The following is a 17,658-nucleotide window of genomic DNA, read 5'->3' as shown; positions in this document are numbered from 1 at the left end:
TAGATTTCGCGTCAGGGCAAGGCGGCAAGAAAGTGAATCCCCAGGAGCATAGGCCACTATGTGACTGGGGTGAACGCACGCAGCCAACGCCGCCATAACGTGAAATATGACGAGGATTAGACTTCTTCCATACGACCAAGCAGCGCCTGTAAACGTTCCTGCCAGCCGCTCTGCTGTTCCTTCAGAAAATTATTTTCACGCTCGAGTTCTTCACGCTGATGCTGTGCAGACTGCACTTCCTGCGTCAGGCTGTTGTTCTTTTCTTTCAGCTCTTCAATTTCCATCTGTAACAGGGTGATGGTGTCAATCGCCTGCTGTACTTTTGCTTCCAGTTTCTCAAACACTTCTAAAGACATGATCTTACCTCTCCTGAATTGCAAGGCGACGCTTCACGTAAACGCGCACAATATATAGTATCGATTGTATGAAGCCCCGCTCTCGCTGTCCAGCGACATACCGCGTAGATCGCGGTTTGCAGCAATTTTCATCCATCTCCTGGTAACATTCATTCAATAACTTAAAAGTGTTAACATATTGGTTAATGAAATGATTCAATTCACTCTCTTCTGCTGTCTCAAAATGCGCCTCATGGCGCGATAACGCTCATTTTATTGACGCAGTACACACATTTTGATTTCGATATTTCTCGTTTTTGCTCGTTAGCGATAAATTAACAGTGTGCCTACAGGGCATCGTGGATGTCCATGACCTCCTCGCATACCAATAATCATTACATACTCTTCAGGATCCGATTATGAGTCAAACATCAACCTTAAAAGGCCAGTGCATTGCTGAATTCCTCGGTACCGGGTTGTTGATTTTTTTCGGGGTGGGTTGTGTCGCTGCGCTTAAAGTTGCCGGAGCTACTTTTGGACAGTGGGAAATCAGCGTCATCTGGGGTCTGGGAGTAGCGATGGCTATCTACCTGACGGCAGGTGTTTCTGGCGCACACCTGAACCCGGCAGTGACCATCGCACTCTGGCTATTTGCCTGTTTCGACAAACGTAAAGTTGTTCCTTTTATTATTTCTCAAGTTGCCGGCGCCTTTTGCGCAGCGGCGTTAGTTTACGGGCTTTATTACAATCTTTTTGTGGACTTCGAACAAACCCACCATATCGTCCGTGGCAGCGTTGAAAGTCTCGATCTCGCAGGCATTTTCTCAACTTACCCGAATCCTCATATCAATTTTGTGCAGGCCTTCGCGGTTGAAATGGTGATTACCGCTATTCTGATGGGGCTGATTCTGGCGCTGACCGACGACGGTAACGGCGTACCTCGCGGTCCGCTTGCGCCACTGCTCATTGGTTTACTGATCGCCGTTATCGGTGCCTCTATGGGGCCGTTGACCGGGTTTGCGATGAATCCGGCGCGTGACTTTGGCCCCAAAATGTTCGCCGGGCTTGCCGGCTGGGGTGAAATTGCGTTTACCGGCGGTAGAGACATTCCTTACTTCCTGGTGCCACTGTTTGGCCCCATCGTCGGCGCCATTCTGGGCGCGTTTGCTTATCGCAAATTTATTGGCCGTCATTTGCCGTGCGATATCTGCGTCGTGGAAGAGAAGGACTCCACCGCGGCCACACAACAAAATGCTTCGCTGTAATCTGATTACGGGACAAAATTATGACTGAAAAATATATCGTTGCGCTCGACCAGGGTACCACCAGCTCCCGCGCGGTCGTTATGGATCATGACGCGAATATCGTCAGCGTATCACAGCGTGAATTTGAGCAAATTTATCCTAAGCCAGGCTGGGTAGAACACGACCCGATGGAAATTTGGGCGTCTCAAAGCTCAACGCTGGTAGAAGTGCTGGCTAAGGCCGATATCAGTTCCGATCAGATTGCCGCTATCGGTATCACCAACCAACGTGAAACCGCGATCGTCTGGGAACGTGAAACCGGCAAACCGATATACAACGCTATTGTCTGGCAGTGCCGTCGTACCGCCAATATTTGCGAACAGCTTAAACGCGACGGCCTGGAAGATTACATCCGCGACAATACCGGTCTGGTCGTCGACCCGTACTTCTCTGGCACTAAAGTGAAATGGATCCTTGACCATGTGGAAGGTTCGCGCGAACGCGCGAAGCGTGGCGAGCTGCTGTTCGGTACGGTGGATACCTGGCTTATCTGGAAGATGACGCAGGGCCGCGTCCACGTTACGGATTACACCAACGCCTCACGAACCATGCTGTTCAACATCCATGATTTGGACTGGGACGATAAAATGCTGGACGTGCTGGATATCCCACGCGCGATGCTGCCCCAGGTACGTAAATCCTCCGAAGTCTACGGCCAGACCAATATTGGCGGTAAAGGCGGTACACGTATTCCTATCGCCGGGATTGCCGGGGATCAGCAGGCCGCGCTCTTCGGCCAACTGTGCGTAAAGGAAGGAATGGCAAAGAACACCTACGGCACCGGCTGCTTTATGCTGATGAACACCGGCGAGAAAGCGGTAAAATCGGAAAACGGCCTGCTGACCACCATCGCCTGCGGCCCAAGCGGCGAAGTCAACTATGCGCTGGAAGGTGCGGTGTTTATGGCGGGAGCGTCCATTCAATGGCTGCGTGATGAAATGAAGCTCATCAGCGACGCATTCGACTCCGAATATTTCGCCACGAAAGTGAAAGATACCAACGGTGTCTACGTGGTTCCGGCCTTCACCGGTCTGGGCGCGCCGTACTGGGATCCGTATGCCCGCGGCGCCATTTTTGGCCTGACCCGCGGCGTGAACTCTAATCACATTATCCGCGCGACGCTCGAATCCATCGCTTACCAGACCCGCGACGTACTGGAAGCGATGCAGGCCGACTCCGGTATCCGCCTGCACGCTCTGCGTGTGGACGGCGGCGCAGTGGCCAACAACTTCCTGATGCAGTTCCAGTCAGATATTCTCGGCACGCGGGTGGAACGCCCGGAAGTGCGCGAAGTGACCGCGCTGGGCGCCGCCTATCTGGCTGGCCTGGCCGTCGGTTACTGGCAGAACCTGGACGAGCTGCAGGAAAAAGCCGTCATTGAGCGAGAATTCCGCCCCGGCATTGAAACCACCGAGCGTAACTACCGTTACAGCGGCTGGAAGAAAGCGGTTAAACGCGCAATGGCGTGGGAAGAGCACGACAAGTAAGGTCGCCATCCGGCAAAATCTTTGTGCGGAGGCAACTCCGCACACACATCAATTATTCCCTCCCTCCCCTGTGCTACACTGCGCGCCACTCCTTTTTGCTACGAGTTTGTTATGAGACGAGAACTTGCCATCGAATTTTCCCGTGTGACCGAAGCGGCGGCGCTGGCTGGCTACAAATGGCTGGGACGCGGCGATAAAAATACCGCGGACGGCGCGGCGGTCAACGCCATGCGTATCATGCTCAACCAGGTCAACATTGACGGCACCATCGTGATTGGCGAAGGCGAAATCGACGAGGCCCCGATGCTCTATATCGGCGAGAAAGTCGGTACCGGCCACGGCGATGCGGTAGATATCGCCGTCGATCCGATTGAGGGCACGCGCATGACAGCGATGGGTCAGGCGAACGCGCTGGCGGTACTGGCGGTCGGCGATAAAGGCTGCTTCCTGAATGCGCCCGATATGTATATGGAAAAACTGATTGTCGGTCCGGGCGCCAAAGGGGCGATCGATCTCAATCTGCCGCTGGCGGATAACCTGCGCAACATCGCGGATGCGCTGGGTAAACCGCTTGGCGATCTGACCGTGACCATTCTGGCAAAACCGCGTCATGACGAGGTTATCGCAGAGATGGCCAAACTGGGCGTACGCGTGTTTGCCATTCCTGACGGCGACGTCGCGGCCTCAATTCTGACCTGTATGCCGGATAGCGAAGTCGACGTGCTGTACGGGATTGGCGGCGCGCCAGAAGGCGTGGTATCCGCAGCGGTGATCCGCGCGCTGGACGGCGATATGCAGGGACGTCTGCTGGCGCGCCATGACGTGAAAGGCGACAGCGAAGAAAACCGCCGCATTGGCGAACAGGAACTGGCGCGCTGCAAAGCAATGGGGATTGAAGCGGGCAAGGCGTTATGCCTGGGCGACATGGCGCGTAGCGATAACGTTATTTTCTCTGCGACCGGCATCACGAAAGGCGATCTGCTGGAAGGAATTAGCCGAAAAGGCCATATCGCCACGACGGAAACGCTGCTGATCCGCGGCAAATCACGCACCATCCGCCGCATTCAGTCTATCCACTATCTTGATCGTAAAGATCCTGATGTGCAGGCGCATATCCTCTAGCGCATTTGTTAGTTAGAGCCTTCCAGCCTCGCGGGGCTGGAAATCTTTCTCCTGACGAACGAAGATAAGGTTAGCGATTCAGAACAGGAGAAAACCATGGCCGATTGGGTAACAGGTAAAGTCACTAAGGTGCAAAACTGGACTGACGCACTGTTCAGCCTGACCGTTCACGCCCCCATTAATCCTTTTACTGCAGGCCAATTTACCAAACTCGGACTGGAGATCGATGGCGAGCGCGTTCAGCGCGCGTATTCCTATGTGAATGCGCCTGACAATCCGAATTTAGAGTTTTATCTGGTGACGGTTCCGCAAGGAAAGCTCAGCCCGCGGCTGGCGGCGCTAAAACCTGGCGATGAGGTACAAGTGGTCAGCGACGCGTCGGGTTTCTTTGTACTGGATGAAGTGCCTGACTGCGAGACGCTATGGATGCTGGCGACCGGAACCGCTATTGGCCCGTATTTGTCTATTCTGCAATATGGCCAGGATGTCACGCGCTTTAAAAATCTGGTCTTAGTCCACGCCGCACGCTTCGCCGCCGATTTAAGCTATCTGCCGCTAATGCTGGAACTGCAACAGCGTTATGAAGGCAAGCTGCGCATCCAAACGGTGGTCAGCCGGGAGAGCGTGCCAGGCTCGCTTACCGGGCGCGTGCCTGCGCTCATTGAAAACGGCGAGCTGGAAAAAGCCGTTGGATTACCGATGGATAAAGAGACCAGCCACGTCATGCTGTGCGGGAACCCGCAGATGGTGCGCGATACGCAGCAACTGCTGAAAGAGACCCGACAGATGACTAAACATCTGCGCCGCCGACCGGGGCATATGACGGCTGAACATTACTGGTGATGTTTTACCGAATGGCAGCTAGGGCTTATCCGGCCTGCAAATCATCACCAATCTGTAGGCCCGGTAAGCGTCAGCGCCACCGGGCAAATTACGGTTTACCGCCCGTTTACGGTTCTGCCTTAAACTTCACGTCCTGTGTCGCTTTCCCAAACTTATTTTCCCCCTGAACACCGACAAACGCGCCCAGATCGATAAGCATCATCACCAGGATCAGCGTCGGAATAAATCGCCCGACGACCCACTGCCACATCCCCGGCAACATCACCCAGTTTCCGGCCAGCAGCATCCACGCCAGAATCATTAGCAACGCCCACGCGCCGGAACGTCCCCGGTCATGCAGACGTTTGACCATGACGGCGGCGGTCGGCCACAGCAGGCACACCAGGCAAAATGCCGCCGTTTGGATATCAAGCAGGTTTTTCCCCGCCAGCGAAAATAGCGCCAGCATCCCGGCAAACCAGAGGCCGATCCAAATCCAGAAATCACGGCGTCCGATACGCCCTTTAAATGAGAATAACCATTGCTGTATGGTCATGTAAGTTCCTTATATTTTGCCTTCCGCTACAGTTTACCCTTTTGACAAGCCCGACAGTTATCGTTTTAATCGTGAGCAGTCCTAACGAAAGGTAAGATTGATGAAGCCAGGATGTACTCTGTTTTTACTGTTGTTTTCTGCTCTCACCGCCAGCATAACGGCGCACGCGCAGCTCTCTTCATCGACCACGACAGCGCCCTATCTGCTGGCGGGCTCGCCAACCTTTGATCTTTCTATTAGCCAGTTTCGTGAGAACTTTAACCGCCAGAATCCCGATCTGCCGCTCAATGAATTTCGCGCCATTGAGAATAGCCGCGATAAGGCGAATCTGACCCGCGCCGCCAGTAAGATTAACGAAAATCTGTATGCCTCCACGGCGCTGGAGCGCGGTACGCTCAAAGTGAAAAGTATGCAGATTACCTGGCTGCCCATTCAGGGGCCGGAACAGAAAGCGGCGAAAGCGAAAGCGCTGGAATATATGGCCGCCATTATTCGCACTGTCGCCCCGTTACTGACAAAAGAGCAAAGCCAGAAAAAACTGCAAAAGATGCTTATCGCCGGTAAAGGTAAACACTATTACGCCGAGACCGAAGGCGCGGTACGTTATGTTGTCGCAGATAACGGCGAAAAGGGGCTGACCTTCGCGGTTGAACCGATTAAGCTGGCGTTATCTGAAAATCTGGAAGGGGCGAATTGATGACAAAAAGCAAAGCCTTTCCGGGGATGAATCTCTATACTGTTTCACAGACCATGCTGCTCTGACGAGCGGCCATCTTCCTTAATTCGCTGACTAAGCGTGGAGAAATGAAATGCGACATCCTTTAGTGATGGGTAACTGGAAACTGAACGGCAGCCGCCACATGGTAAACGAACTGGTGGCTAACCTGCGTAAAGAACTGACGGGCGTAGCAGGCTGCGACGTGGCAATCGCTCCGCCGGAAATGTATATCGATCTGGCGAAACGCGCTGCTGCCGGCAGCCACATCATGCTGGGCGCGCAGAACGTTGATCTGAATCTGTCTGGCGCATTCACCGGTGAAACTTCGGCTGAAATGCTGAAGGATATCGGCGCGCAGTACATTATTATCGGCCACTCCGAGCGTCGTACTTATCACAAAGAATCTGACGAGCTGATCGCCAAAAAATTCGCCGTACTGAAAGAACAAGGTCTGACGCCGGTACTGTGCATCGGTGAAACCGAAGCGGAAAACGAAGCGGGCAAAACAGAAGAAGTGTGCGCACGCCAGATCGACACGGTACTGAAAACGCAGGGCGCGGCAGCCTTTGAAGGCGCGGTTATCGCTTACGAACCCGTATGGGCGATCGGTACCGGTAAATCTGCAACTCCTGCGCAGGCTCAGGCAGTTCACAAATTCATCCGTGACCACATTGCTAAAGCTGACGCGAAAATCGCTGAACAGGTTATTATCCAGTACGGCGGTTCTGTTAATGCGTCCAACGCAGCCGAACTGTTCGCGCAGCCGGACATCGACGGCGCACTGGTAGGCGGCGCTTCTCTGAAAGCTGACGCCTTCGCCGTGATCGTGAAAGCAGCAGAAGCTGCTAAACAGGCTTAATTGCCAATCAATGTCTGATGGCGCTGCGCTTATCAGGCCTACCAGCCGAGTGCTTATGTAGGCCTGATAAGGTAAAGCCGCCATCCGGCATTTATGCTGTGGAGGGTAAGAAAGTAGTATCCCCGGCAACCTTAAACATCGCCCTCCAGCTCCGCGTATTCTCAACCAGCCGATCATCACGAAATAACGCACTACCAGAAACAACACGATCGATGCCCTGTGCAATCAGCGAAGGCAACTGATCCTGCGTTAACGACCCATCAATAACGATAATTTTACCTTCGCGTTTATCACCAAGTAGACAGAGAAGCTGTGCCACGCGCTCGTACAAATCACTGGAGCGCATTTTACTGCCGTATCCAGGGTTCACTGCCAGTAGTTGAATAACCTCAACGTCGCTCAGAATAGGGATAATGACATCCAGAGGCGTTGCCGGGCATAAACTAATCCCCCGGATCACCGGCATTTCACCGTCAATAACGGGCACGGTCTGCTGACCAAGCCAGCTTAGCGTATGATGCAGATGAATATCGCCTTCAGCCTGAAGCGTGATGCAGTGTGCGCCCGCTTTCACGCAGGCTTGCGCCGCCGCCCATTGATCCGCTACCATCAAATGAACATCTTTGATAAAAGTTTGCGGCAGTTGCCCAACTGCCCATGGCCCAACGGTAAACTGTGGGCAAAATTGACCATCCATCAAATCCAAATGCAACAGCGGCTGGTTTAACGCTTCCAACTGTTGCAGATAGCGATGCAACGCAATCCACTGCCCTGCCAGAATACCCACACTAAGCGGATATGACGCTAACAATGCCACACATGCTTCGCGCGTTAATCCGGCAAACTGGCTGTTCATGAGCGCTCCTTAAGGCATCAAACCCATAAAAACTTTTTTTGTCCGCGGACCGGTCATCAACGGTTCAAGCTGCTCCACGCAAGTTTTATAGTGTGGCGTTGTCTTGTGAAAAGCGACGGCCTGTTCATCAACGTAGGCTTCATAAATATAAAATCGCGTAGGCACCTGCGGATCCTGCAGAACATCAAAACGCAAGTTACCCGGCTCTTTAATTGAGCCCAGATGATTCTGCCGAAAAACATCGATAAATTGTTCAACCTTGTCATCATGAACGTTAATTTCAACCAGCGTAACGTGCATCATTAACCCCCTGATTATTCCAAATAAAATAACAGTCATCCCCATCTCCTCGCATCGGTAAAAGATGGGGAAGCGATCTCATTTAACCTTTCTCACTCAAAAACAGCTCATAAGCACGCTCTGCTGTTTCGTTATGATGAACGACAGCATGTACCGCTTTAATCATGGCTACCGGATCTTCTGACTGGAATATATTACGCCCCATATCTACGCCAGAAGCCCCCTGGTCAATCGCCTGATAGCACATTTCCAATGCTTCACGTTCAGGCAGTTTTTTACCGCCGGCGATGACAATCGGCACCGGACAACCTGCCGCAATACGCTCAAAACCTTTATCGACATAATACGTTTTGATAATTTGCGCCCCCATTTCCGCAGCGATACGCGTTGCCAGTGAAAAATAACGCTGGTCGCGAGCCATATCTTTACCCACCCCGGTCACTGCCATTATTGGCATCCCGACGCGTAACCCGGCATCAATCAGTTGAATAATATTTTTAATCGACTGATGTTCATGTTCACTACCAATATAAACCTGTGCGGCAGCAGCACAGCTATTCAACCGCACAGCGTCATCCATCGCCACCGCAACCGCCTCATTGCTTAATTCAGTGAGAATAGAATTTGCCCCGGACGCGCGTAAAACGACTGGTTTATTGATTGCCGGAGGTACCACACTGCGTAATATGCCGCGAGTACACATTAAGACATCAGCATATTCAAAGAGCGGCGCAATATTGATATCAATACGCTCAAGTCCGGTTGTCGGCCCCTGGAAATATCCATGGTCAAAGGCCAGCATGACCGTTTTCCTGGTCCTGGGATTAAAAATCCTCGCCAGTCTGGACTGCATTCCCCAATCCAGCGCGCCACAGCCTTTTAATGAGAACAAAGTGTTAGTTTGTGGTTTATCGGTGTGAAAATCTTTGCCATCTTTAATATCATCTAAATCAGCCATTCTTTACTCCGTCGATACATAACAGTTATCAGAAATCATATTTGTCGATATTGTCTTTGTTGAAAATGACACGCTCTGGCAATAACACAATGCCGTTACCTTTTGCCTCATAGTGATATCCCTGCTCACTATTAGGTGAAACGGTGACTTTGCCGATGCCGGGAATATCCAGTGAATCACCGACATTCATTGGCATATTTTTCAGCAACGCGTTGGCGACATATACGGAAATTTTTCCCTGTTGGACGACATCCCACAGGCCAAACTCTTTAACAGTGCCGCGCTGAACATAAGGGCGCATTACATTCGGCGTACTAAAACCAACAATCGCGAGATTATTACGTTTAAGGTTCTCCGCCGCCTGTGCCGCAGCAGGTAAAGCGTTAGCGTCAGGCGCGATGATGGCATCCAGATCGGGATACGCTTTGATGATACCTTCCGCCGTCTGGAGCGATTTCGTGGCATCGTTATAGCCAAACTGGGTAGTGACTATCTCCCACCCTGGATGTTCCTGGCTAATTTTGGCTTTAGCTTCTTTTACCCACTGGTTCTGGTCGGTCACCGTTGGGCTGGAATAGAAGAAAGCGACTTTCGCTTTCTCTTTGTCCACCTGATGAGCGGCCATCTCTACCAGCATGCTGCCGAGCTGTTTTGGCGTCCCTTGATTGATATAGTAAGAACGGCACTCCGGCTTGGTATCGGAATCCCAGGTTAATATTTTCACGCCTCTTTGCATTGCCCGCTTCAACGCCGGGCACAGGCCATCAGGCGAAACGGCAGAAACGATAATGGCGTCATACCCCTGATTGACAAAGTTATTCACCAGTTGAACCTGGCCTGAGACGCTGGGCTCTGTAGGGCCATCGTAAGTTACGTCAATGCCCAGCGCTTTTCCCGCTTCCTGCGCGCCATTGCCGCCGCTGGTAAAAAAGCCCACGCCAACCAGTTTGGGAATAAAAGCAATCCGCTCTGCCGCCTGCACGGTCATTACCGCAGATGCCAGACCAAACGCAGTGAGTAAGGCGATCATTTTAATGCTGTGTCTTGCCATTTTTTTCTCCATAAATTTCAAAAGGAAATCATGCCTGATGCGCATTGCGACGGCGTGAGTACCATTCAAGGATTTGGTGACGATGCAAACTGACGGAACGACCAACGACAACAACAATGAGAAGCGCACCGGACAATGCGCTGGAAATTTGATTCGGCACTCCGGCCATCTGTAGCCCCTGCTGTAAAAATCCCACCAGCAGCGCCGCCAACGCGGACCCCATAATCGACCCGGAGCCGCCATAAATATTGGCGCCTCCCAGCACAACCGCCGTAATGGTCGGCATCAGGAAAGAGGCGCCCAGATCCGAACGTGCGGAGCCAAAGTAAGAAACCAGTAATACGGCGGCGATCGCGGAGGCGCATCCGGTCATGGCATACACGGTATACAACGTGCGATTCACCGGGATCGCGCTGTACTGCGCGACACGGGCGCTCTGGCCAATCAGGAAAACGTTGCGTCCCATATGCGTGCGATGCATGAGCAGCCAGAAAAACAGACAGCACACAAGAAAAAAAATAAGCGGCATAGGAATACCAAGAAATGAAATATTGGCAAAGTCAGTGAACGCTGTGGGAAATCCACCAATACCTTCATAACCCGTGGCGCCAGCCATACCAGATAACAATAATGCGCTACCACCAAATAAATACATGGTTCCCAGGGTAATCACCAACGGGTTTACGCCGGTATAAATAATAAGTCCGGCATTTATCAGCCCACATATTGCGCCGAGTAGTAGGGTAATAATAATCGCTAAAGGTAGCGGCATACCGAGCTGAAACAGCACACCCAGGGTAATCGCGCATAGCCCGATTGTAGAACCAAATGAAATATCCATACCACCGCTGACAATAACCATTGTTAGCGGCAAAGCGACAATACCGATACAAATAAAATCGCTAGTGCTAAAAAGTAAGACATTAATATCTAATAAACGTGGATTAATCAGACCGAAAGCCAGAATTTCAAAGATCAATAAGGCTGCCAGCGCAATTTCCCAGCTATAGCGTCGCCATGGATTCATCATGCCACCTCTTTGTTTTTATTCTGTTGTGCGTGCGTTTTTGCTTCCGCCTGTAGTGGAGTGGGTGGTGATATAAAACGGGCATATTTCTGGCGGCGCAGATTGCGTTGTAATGCGCAACGCAGCCGCCCATCGAATACCAGTACGCCCAACAATACCAGGCCAGCAATAAAATCGTTCCACCAGGCGGGGATGCGCAGCAGCACTAACACACTATCGATTTGCGTAAGAAAATAAGCGCCGAGAATAGCGCCGATGACCGTGCCTGACCCGCCTAACAGGCTAATTCCCTCCAATACGCAGGCCGCGATGGCTTTCATTTCCAGCCCCGTGCCGGTTTGATTGGGAATGAAGCCAATCTGCGAGGCAAACACGATTCCAGCCAATGCCGCCATACCGCCATTAAGTGAAAATGCCATGATGCGTACCATCTCGGTACGGACACCCAATTGCCGGGCGCCCTGCAGGTTATCGCCGGTGGCGTAAAAATTGCGGCCAAAGGCGGTTTTCGCCAGGAGCCAGGCCATAAGCAGCGCTAACACCAGGGTAAACCAGCCGATTGCGGAAATTCCCAGAAACACCGGAGCAGAGAGTTGCTTTAAGCCTGCGGGTAATCCTTCAATCCATTTTCCCCCTGTCCATAGCAGCATGATCCCACGATACAAGCCCAGCGTTCCCAGCGTGGCGACAATGGCGGGTATCTTCAACCAGGCAACCAGTACGCCATTAAAAAATCCGGCGACAATTCCTAATATTAGTGTGGCCAGGCAGGCGACCGGCAGGCTATAGCCGGCGTTTAACATTACTCCCAGCAATACCGCGCACATTCCTGTCGTCGAGCCCACCGATACATCAATATTGCGGGTGAGCATTACCATCGTCGCGCCAATCGCCAACAGCATCAAAATTTGCGCGCTACTGAAAACCATTGTCAGCGTTTGCACGCTCAAATACTGGCTATCCAGCGCGCCAAGAAACACGAATAAACAGACTATTGCCAGCAGTGCCGTCGCTTCCCGGTTATTTTGGATGAATTTCAACATGTTGCCTCCGACGCACCATGTTCGCCAAACGCAACGTGCATGATGGTATCAACGTTAATTTCCTCGCCGCATAACGCAGGCCCCCCCAGTTCCCCCTGGTGCATGACATATACGCGATCGGCCATCTGCTCTATCTCTTCCAGATCGGAGGAAATAAACAGCACCGCGACATTTTGTTGCGCGATACTGCGCAACAGCTGATAAATATCGCTGCGGGCGGAGACATCGACACCGCGGGTCGGTTCATCGACAATCAGTAATTGCGGAGAGGCCTCCAGGCATTTGGCAATCAATACTTTTTGCTGGTTACCGCCGGATAAAGTACGCGCCGCCTGTTCGGCATTATTGAGTTTGATATTTAACGCGCGGTGGTAACGTTCAAGGGTGGCGTTATCCCGCTGGGGCTTTATCCAAAATCCTTTTTGGTTGTGGGTCAGCGAACAGACATTCCATGCCAGGGAAGCGTCAAGATACAGCCCGGATGACTGCCGATCTTCCGGCAAATAGACCAGGCCGAGCTGCAACCGCTGTTGGGTTGTCAGGGCGTTAATTTCTTCACCATTGAACAGCATCCGCCCCGCATTGACCGGTCTAATACCGTACAGCGTTTCAGCCAATTCTGTGCGTCCCGCGCCGACCAACCCGGCCAAACCAAGGATTTCGCCTGCCCGCACCTCAAGGTTGATATTCATAAAACCTTCGCCCGTCAGTGACTCCAGCGCTAATACCGTCGCGCCGCGTTCGTTCTGCGGGCGGCTGCCAGGCAATTCCAGCCACAACTTTTGACTCGCGGAAAGACTGACGCCCTGCGTTGCCGGGGTGATAGCTTGAATAATCTCGTCGGTAGAAAGGTCATGCGTTTTTCTGAATAATGCGATTTTACCGTCACGCATCACGCTAACGCAGTGAGCTAACTGTCTAATTTCTGGCAGCTTATGAGAAATAAATACAATTCCGACACCCTTTTTCAGCAACTCTTGCAGACGCGTAAATAACCGGTCAGTTTCGGCTGGCGTTAACGACGCCGTGGGCTCATCAAGAATTAAGATTCGCGAGTCGCGCATCAAGCCGCGCATAATTTCAACGATCTGGCGGTCTGCAACATCAAGCGTACCCGCAGCGCTCGCCGGATCGAGTTGGCATCCCATCGCCTTTAATAGCTGCTGCATTTTTTCCGTGGAGGCCTGACGTCCCTGCAAGCCAAACAAGATATTTTCCCGCACAGATAAACTCGGAAATAACAGAGGCTCCTGGGGAACCAGGTAAATGCCATACTGGTGCGCCTTCAGAGGCGTTAAATGACTGCAACGCACACCAGCAATATCGATAGTCCCTCCATCTGGCGGGACTATACCGGCAATAATCTTCATTAATGTTGATTTACCCGCACCATTGCCGCCAAGCAATGCGTGCACCTCTCCCGCATGCAGAGTAAAGTCAATTCCCTTTAGTACTTCGACGCCGGAATAACTTTTATAAATGTTCTGCACACAAATCAGAGGGGATGCAGTATTGTGACTGATTTGCATGTTGCCTCCGCTCCCTCAATGTTGACTGACGGGACTGAACAAATGTTTTTTGAAAAAGAAATTGTTCAAAACGGTAGTAGTTATTTGGTCAAAAAACTCTCATCCAGATCACGTTTTCTGAATAAATGAATTTTTAGATGATAAATGTTCAGATTTGGCGCGTTTTTGTGGCGTTAATCACGGTTATTTCGGAGTGATAACTGAACAATTGTGTTAATGATTTAGAAATGTTCAAAGTAAAGCCAGGTTATGACAATGAGCGATAATACGTTGGTATCTGATTATGGAATGTGCGAAGAAGAGCAGGTGGCGCGTATTGCCTGGTTCTACTATCACGATGGATTGACGCAGAGTGAAATCAGCGAGCGTCTGGGGCTAACCCGGCTAAAGGTTTCTCGTCTGCTGGAGAAAGGGCATCAGTCCGGTATTATTCGCGTACAAATCAACTCCCGTTTCGAAGGGTGTCTTGAGTATGAAAATGCCTTGCGTAACCACTTCGCATTGCAGAATATCCGCGTGCTGCCGGCATTACCCGATGCCGATATTGGTCTGCGCTTAGGAATCGGCGCCGCCCATATGTTGATGGAGTCACTGCGGCCACAGCAACTGCTGGCCGTCGGCTTTGGCGAAGCCACGATGACCACATTAAAACGCCTCAGCGGATTTATCTCGGCGCAACAAATCCGACTGGTCACGTTATCCGGCGGCGTGGGGCCGTATATGACCGGAATAGGCCAGCTTGATGCCGCTTGTAGCGTAAGTATTATGCCCGCGCCGCTGCGCGCATCATCGCAGGAAATTGCCTGCACGCTGCGCAATGAAAATAGCGTGCGGGATGTGATGCTCACAGCGCAAGCTGCCGATGCCGCCATCGTGGGGATTGGGGCAATTAACCAGAAAGATCAAGCCAGTATCTTAAAATCCGGCTATATCACTCAGGGTGAACAACTCATGATTGGCCGCAAAGGCGCAGTAGGCGATATTCTGGGCTATTTTTTTGATGCTCATGGCGAAATTATTCCAGACATCAAAATCCATAACGAATTAATTGGCCTGAAGTTAAATTCACTTTCCACGATCCCAACTGTGATTGGCGTCGCCGGCGGCGAACAAAAAGCAGAAGCTATTATTGCCGCTATGCGCGGTAACTATATCAATGCGCTGGTTACCGATCAGAAAACCGCAGGGAAAATAATTCAACTTATTGAAAAATAAAAAATAAAATAACACTTACCTCAATTCAATAAACAATAACTGACAGGATTTTATGTAACGATGTAAAAATAGCCGAGGGTAAAAAAATGGCTCGACTCTGTACCCATACTGAATCAGGACATTACCTGATGGCTCTTGACGCCGGTACCGGTAGCGTCAGAGCAGTAATTTTTGATCTACAAGGAAAGCAAATAGCTGTCGGTCAAGCGGAATGGCAGCATCTGGCCGTGCCGGATGTGCCTGGTTCGATGGAGTTTGATCTTGCCAAAAACTGGCAACTGGCTTGCCAGTGTATCCGTCAGGCACTACAGAAAGCCGCCATCCCTGCAACGGCTATCGCTGCCGTATCGGCCTGTTCGATGCGTGAAGGCATTGTTATTTATGACAGTAACGGCGAACCCATTTGGGCCTGCGCTAATGTTGACGCCCGCGCGGCGCACGAAGTCAGTGAATTAAAAGAGCTGCACGATAACACCTTTGAGGAGGAAGTTTATCGTTGCTCCGGGCAAACGCTGGCGCTCAGCGCTATTCCGCGTCTGCTCTGGCTTGCCCACCATCGTCCGGATATTTATCATCGCGCGTCAACCGTCACTATGATCAGCGACTGGATGGCCTTTATGCTCAGCGGCGAACTGGCGGTCGATCCCTCCAACGCAGGCACGACGGGGTTATTGGATCTGGTGACCCGCAACTGGAAACGTAGTCTGTTACAGATGGCGGGCCTGCGTTCTGACATTCTCTCGCCGGTAAAAGAAACCGGGACACTGCTCGGTCACATTTCACAGAAAGCGGCTGAACAGTGCGACCTGCAAGCGGGTACGCCGGTCATCGTTGGCGGCGGCGATGTGCAGTTAGGCTGTCTGGGGCTGGGCGTCGTACGCCCGGCGCAAACGGCCGTGCTGGGCGGAACCTTCTGGCAACAGGTCGTCAATCTTCCCGCGCCGGTCACCGACCCAAACATGAACGTTCGCATCAATCCTCATGTGATCCCCGGTATGGTACAAACCGAGTCTATTAGCTTTTTTACTGGGTTAACGATGCGTTGGTTCCGCGACGCCTTTTGCGCCGAGGAAAAACTAATCGCTGAAAGGTTAGGTATTGATGCGTATTCCCTGCTGGAAGATATGGCCAGCCGGGTGCCTCCCGGCGCGCACGGTGTGATGCCCATCTTCTCTGACGTTATGCGTTTTAAACGCTGGTACCATGCCGCGCCGTCGTTTATCAATCTGTCTATCGATCCTGAAAAATGTAATAAAGCGACCCTATTTCGCGCGCTGGAAGAGAATGCCGCCATTGTTTCCGCCTGCAATTTACAGCAAATTGCCGCGTTTTCCGGCGTACAGGCCGACTCGCTGGTTTTTGCCGGCGGAGGATCTAAAGGCAAATTATGGAGCCAAATCCTTGCCGACGTTACGGGACTCACCGTTCACGTACCTGTCGTCAAAGAAGCTACCGCGCTAGGGTGCGCTATTGCCGCAGGCGTTGGCGTGGGTATCTGGCCATCGCTGGCGGAAACGGGAGAAAAGCTAGTGCGCTGGGATCGGGAGCATAAACCTAATCCTGAAAATTTCGCTGTCTATCAGCAGGCCAGAGAAAAATGGCAGGCCGTTTATCAGGATCAACGCGCGCTGGTCGATGGTGGCTTAACGACATCCCTCTGGAAAGCGCCAGGCCTGTAACAGGAGAATAAGCATGCAAAAAACGAATGAGAAGAATCATGAATACCGCTTTAGTGATAATGGCCCTAAATACTTAATCCGTGGGCCGGGCTGCGATATGGGCGTCGTCATACTACAACCAGGGCAGTCATTCCCTAACCATCGCCATAATACCGCTTGTGAGGTTTTTTATACCCTAAGCGGTGAAGTGTGCCTGTATCTGGAAGGAACACCTCATATCCTGCAAACTGGAGATGTTTTACAGTGCGAACCAGGGGAGGCACATTATCTCATTAATAACGGCGATAAGCCCTAGAAAGGCGTGTTTATTAAATCGCCGCATCTGGAAAATGACAGCCACCCCGCAGATCCACCGGCCTGGTAACGCCCACGCCATCGCCAGATTTTGCCGGATAGCGCCACGAGAGCCTTGTCCGGCCTCCAAACGGCATTCGTTAATGCAATATCAAGCTGTCATTTGATGACCTGTTGGTTCAAGATATCACACTGATGATCCTGAATTTCCTCGGCAGAAGCGCGATTGAAGGTCAGTAAATTACGCTCGGTCGCCAGCAGGACAAAAGAGCCATCGCTTTGGCGTACCACCGCCAGCGCGCTACATCACTGCATCCCCGCCCGCGCAGGAACTTTCCCTGGTCCCATCGCCACCACAGCAGCAAAAAATAGCAGTGCGGTCATAAACTCCGGCAGTAGCGAAGTCGCCCACAGAAGGATAGTAATGCCAACGATGATGGAAGGGAGGATCAGAGGATAGGACAACCAGAGCGACATACCTGTCTCCTGACGATTTTTTCAGC

At 51.8% G+C, this 17,658-nt stretch carries 17 protein-coding genes and 3 pseudogenes; 9 read left to right on the top strand and 11 right to left on the bottom strand.

The genetic code is table 11. From position 1 onward, the window contains the following. Positions 1 to 116: 116 nt before the first annotated feature. Positions 117 to 356 carry a septal ring assembly protein ZapB gene (gene zapB / locus AAYN39_RS01475; RefSeq protein WP_000051368.1) on the bottom strand — a complete coding sequence of 80 codons (240 nt, stop codon included), beginning with the start codon at positions 354 to 356 and terminating at the stop codon, positions 117 to 119. Positions 357 to 754: 398 nt separating this feature from the next. Here zapB and AAYN39_RS01470 point away from each other — a divergent pair, with 398 nt between their 5' ends. The 4 genes from AAYN39_RS01470 to fpr all read left to right on the top strand — a co-directional run bounded on the left by AAYN39_RS01470 (position 755) and on the right by fpr (position 5,091). Continuing rightward, complete coding sequence (locus tag AAYN39_RS01470) at positions 755 to 1,600, top strand: MIP/aquaporin family protein (protein ID WP_000084284.1); 846 nt, start codon at positions 755 to 757, stop codon at positions 1,598 to 1,600. 20 nt (positions 1,601 to 1,620) lie between these two features. After that, positions 1,621 to 3,126 carry a glycerol kinase GlpK gene (gene glpK / locus AAYN39_RS01465; RefSeq protein WP_000137244.1) on the top strand — a complete coding sequence of 502 codons (1,506 nt, stop codon included), beginning with the start codon at positions 1,621 to 1,623 and terminating at the stop codon, positions 3,124 to 3,126. 111 nt (positions 3,127 to 3,237) lie between these two features. Further along, positions 3,238 to 4,248, top strand: coding sequence for a class II fructose-bisphosphatase (gene glpX / locus AAYN39_RS01460; RefSeq protein ID WP_001250624.1), 1,011 nt, complete (start codon positions 3,238 to 3,240; stop codon positions 4,246 to 4,248). A 96-nt stretch (positions 4,249 to 4,344) separates the two neighbouring features. Beyond that, positions 4,345 to 5,091, top strand: coding sequence for a ferredoxin--NADP(+) reductase (gene fpr / locus AAYN39_RS01455; RefSeq protein ID WP_000796307.1), 747 nt, complete (start codon positions 4,345 to 4,347; stop codon positions 5,089 to 5,091). A gap of 106 nt (positions 5,092 to 5,197) precedes the next feature. Here fpr and AAYN39_RS01450 read toward each other — a convergent pair whose 3' ends face one another. Next, the gene (locus AAYN39_RS01450) at positions 5,198 to 5,626 is read right to left on the bottom strand and encodes a DUF805 domain-containing protein (RefSeq protein ID WP_000155237.1); all 429 of its coding nucleotides are present in this window, start codon (positions 5,624 to 5,626) and stop codon (positions 5,198 to 5,200) included. A 100-nt stretch (positions 5,627 to 5,726) separates the two neighbouring features. Here AAYN39_RS01450 and AAYN39_RS01445 point away from each other — a divergent pair, with 100 nt between their 5' ends. Together AAYN39_RS01445 and tpiA are read left to right on the top strand one after the other, a co-directional pair. After that, a complete protein-coding gene (locus AAYN39_RS01445; RefSeq protein ID WP_000802241.1) occupies positions 5,727 to 6,323 on the top strand; it encodes a YiiQ family protein in 597 nt (198 codons plus the stop codon). 112 nt (positions 6,324 to 6,435) lie between these two features. After that, positions 6,436 to 7,203 (top strand): triose-phosphate isomerase, encoded by a 768-nt coding sequence (tpiA, locus tag AAYN39_RS01440; RefSeq protein WP_001216342.1) that lies wholly within the window; start codon positions 6,436 to 6,438, stop codon positions 7,201 to 7,203. 91 nt (positions 7,204 to 7,294) lie between these two features. Here tpiA and AAYN39_RS01435 read toward each other — a convergent pair whose 3' ends face one another. The 7 genes from AAYN39_RS01435 to lsrA form a co-directional block, all read right to left on the bottom strand. Continuing rightward, the gene (locus AAYN39_RS01435; RefSeq protein ID WP_001088043.1) at positions 7,295 to 8,059 is read right to left on the bottom strand and encodes a ribulose-phosphate 3-epimerase; all 765 of its coding nucleotides are present in this window, start codon (positions 8,057 to 8,059) and stop codon (positions 7,295 to 7,297) included. 9 nt (positions 8,060 to 8,068) lie between these two features. After that, positions 8,069 to 8,359, bottom strand: coding sequence for a (4S)-4-hydroxy-5-phosphonooxypentane-2,3-dione isomerase (gene lsrG / locus AAYN39_RS01430; RefSeq protein ID WP_001543603.1), 291 nt, complete (start codon positions 8,357 to 8,359; stop codon positions 8,069 to 8,071). Between the two features lie 82 nt (positions 8,360 to 8,441). After that, a complete protein-coding gene (gene lsrF / locus AAYN39_RS01425) occupies positions 8,442 to 9,317 on the bottom strand; it encodes a 3-hydroxy-5-phosphonooxypentane-2,4-dione thiolase (protein WP_000774152.1) in 876 nt (291 codons plus the stop codon). 28 nt (positions 9,318 to 9,345) lie between these two features. Further along, positions 9,346 to 10,368: an autoinducer 2 ABC transporter substrate-binding protein LsrB gene (gene lsrB, locus AAYN39_RS01420; protein WP_000090739.1), complete on the bottom strand. Its 1,023-nt coding sequence runs from the start codon at positions 10,366 to 10,368 to the stop codon at positions 9,346 to 9,348. Between the two features lie 28 nt (positions 10,369 to 10,396). Further along, positions 10,397 to 11,398 carry an autoinducer 2 ABC transporter permease LsrD gene (lsrD, locus tag AAYN39_RS01415; protein WP_000981827.1) on the bottom strand — a complete coding sequence of 334 codons (1,002 nt, stop codon included), beginning with the start codon at positions 11,396 to 11,398 and terminating at the stop codon, positions 10,397 to 10,399. Further along, positions 11,395 to 12,438 (bottom strand): autoinducer 2 ABC transporter permease LsrC, encoded by a 1,044-nt coding sequence (lsrC, locus tag AAYN39_RS01410; RefSeq protein WP_000911129.1) that lies wholly within the window; start codon positions 12,436 to 12,438, stop codon positions 11,395 to 11,397. The genes lsrD and lsrC overlap by 4 nt, the downstream gene beginning before the upstream one ends. Then, positions 12,432 to 13,967, bottom strand: a complete 1,536-nt coding sequence (lsrA, locus tag AAYN39_RS01405) for an autoinducer 2 ABC transporter ATP-binding protein LsrA (protein ID WP_001167253.1) — start codon at positions 13,965 to 13,967, stop codon at positions 12,432 to 12,434. The genes lsrC and lsrA overlap by 7 nt, the downstream gene beginning before the upstream one ends. 255 nt (positions 13,968 to 14,222) lie before the next feature. On the opposite strand from lsrA, the gene lsrR reads away from it, so the two are divergent. The 3 genes and pseudogenes from lsrR to AAYN39_RS01390 all read left to right on the top strand — a co-directional run bounded on the left by lsrR (position 14,223) and on the right by AAYN39_RS01390 (position 17,225). Further along, positions 14,223 to 15,182: a transcriptional regulator LsrR gene (lsrR, locus tag AAYN39_RS01400; protein WP_001283049.1), complete on the top strand. Its 960-nt coding sequence runs from the start codon at positions 14,223 to 14,225 to the stop codon at positions 15,180 to 15,182. Between the two features lie 86 nt (positions 15,183 to 15,268). Next, positions 15,269 to 16,861, top strand: a complete 1,593-nt coding sequence (gene lsrK / locus AAYN39_RS01395) for an autoinducer-2 kinase (protein ID WP_000113082.1) — start codon at positions 15,269 to 15,271, stop codon at positions 16,859 to 16,861. Positions 16,862 to 16,874: 13 nt separating this feature from the next. Further along, a pseudogene (locus AAYN39_RS01390) lies at positions 16,875 to 17,225 on the top strand (cupin domain-containing protein). A gap of 89 nt (positions 17,226 to 17,314) precedes the next feature. On the opposite strand, the pseudogene AAYN39_RS01385 reads toward AAYN39_RS01390, so the two are convergent. Both AAYN39_RS01385 and AAYN39_RS01380 read right to left on the bottom strand, forming a co-directional pair. Next, positions 17,315 to 17,455: pseudogene (locus AAYN39_RS01385) on the bottom strand (CDP-diacylglycerol diphosphatase); the annotation flags it as partial. A gap of 51 nt (positions 17,456 to 17,506) precedes the next feature. Continuing rightward, positions 17,507 to 17,632: pseudogene (locus tag AAYN39_RS01380) on the bottom strand (hypothetical protein); the annotation flags it as partial. Positions 17,633 to 17,658: the final 26 nt, after the last annotated feature.

Source organism: Salmonella sp. K21076, from assembly GCF_039650795.1.
Taxonomy (GTDB): Bacteria; Pseudomonadota; Gammaproteobacteria; order Enterobacterales; family Enterobacteriaceae; genus Salmonella; species Salmonella enterica.
This window is presented reverse-complemented; position numbering and strand designations above follow the sequence as displayed.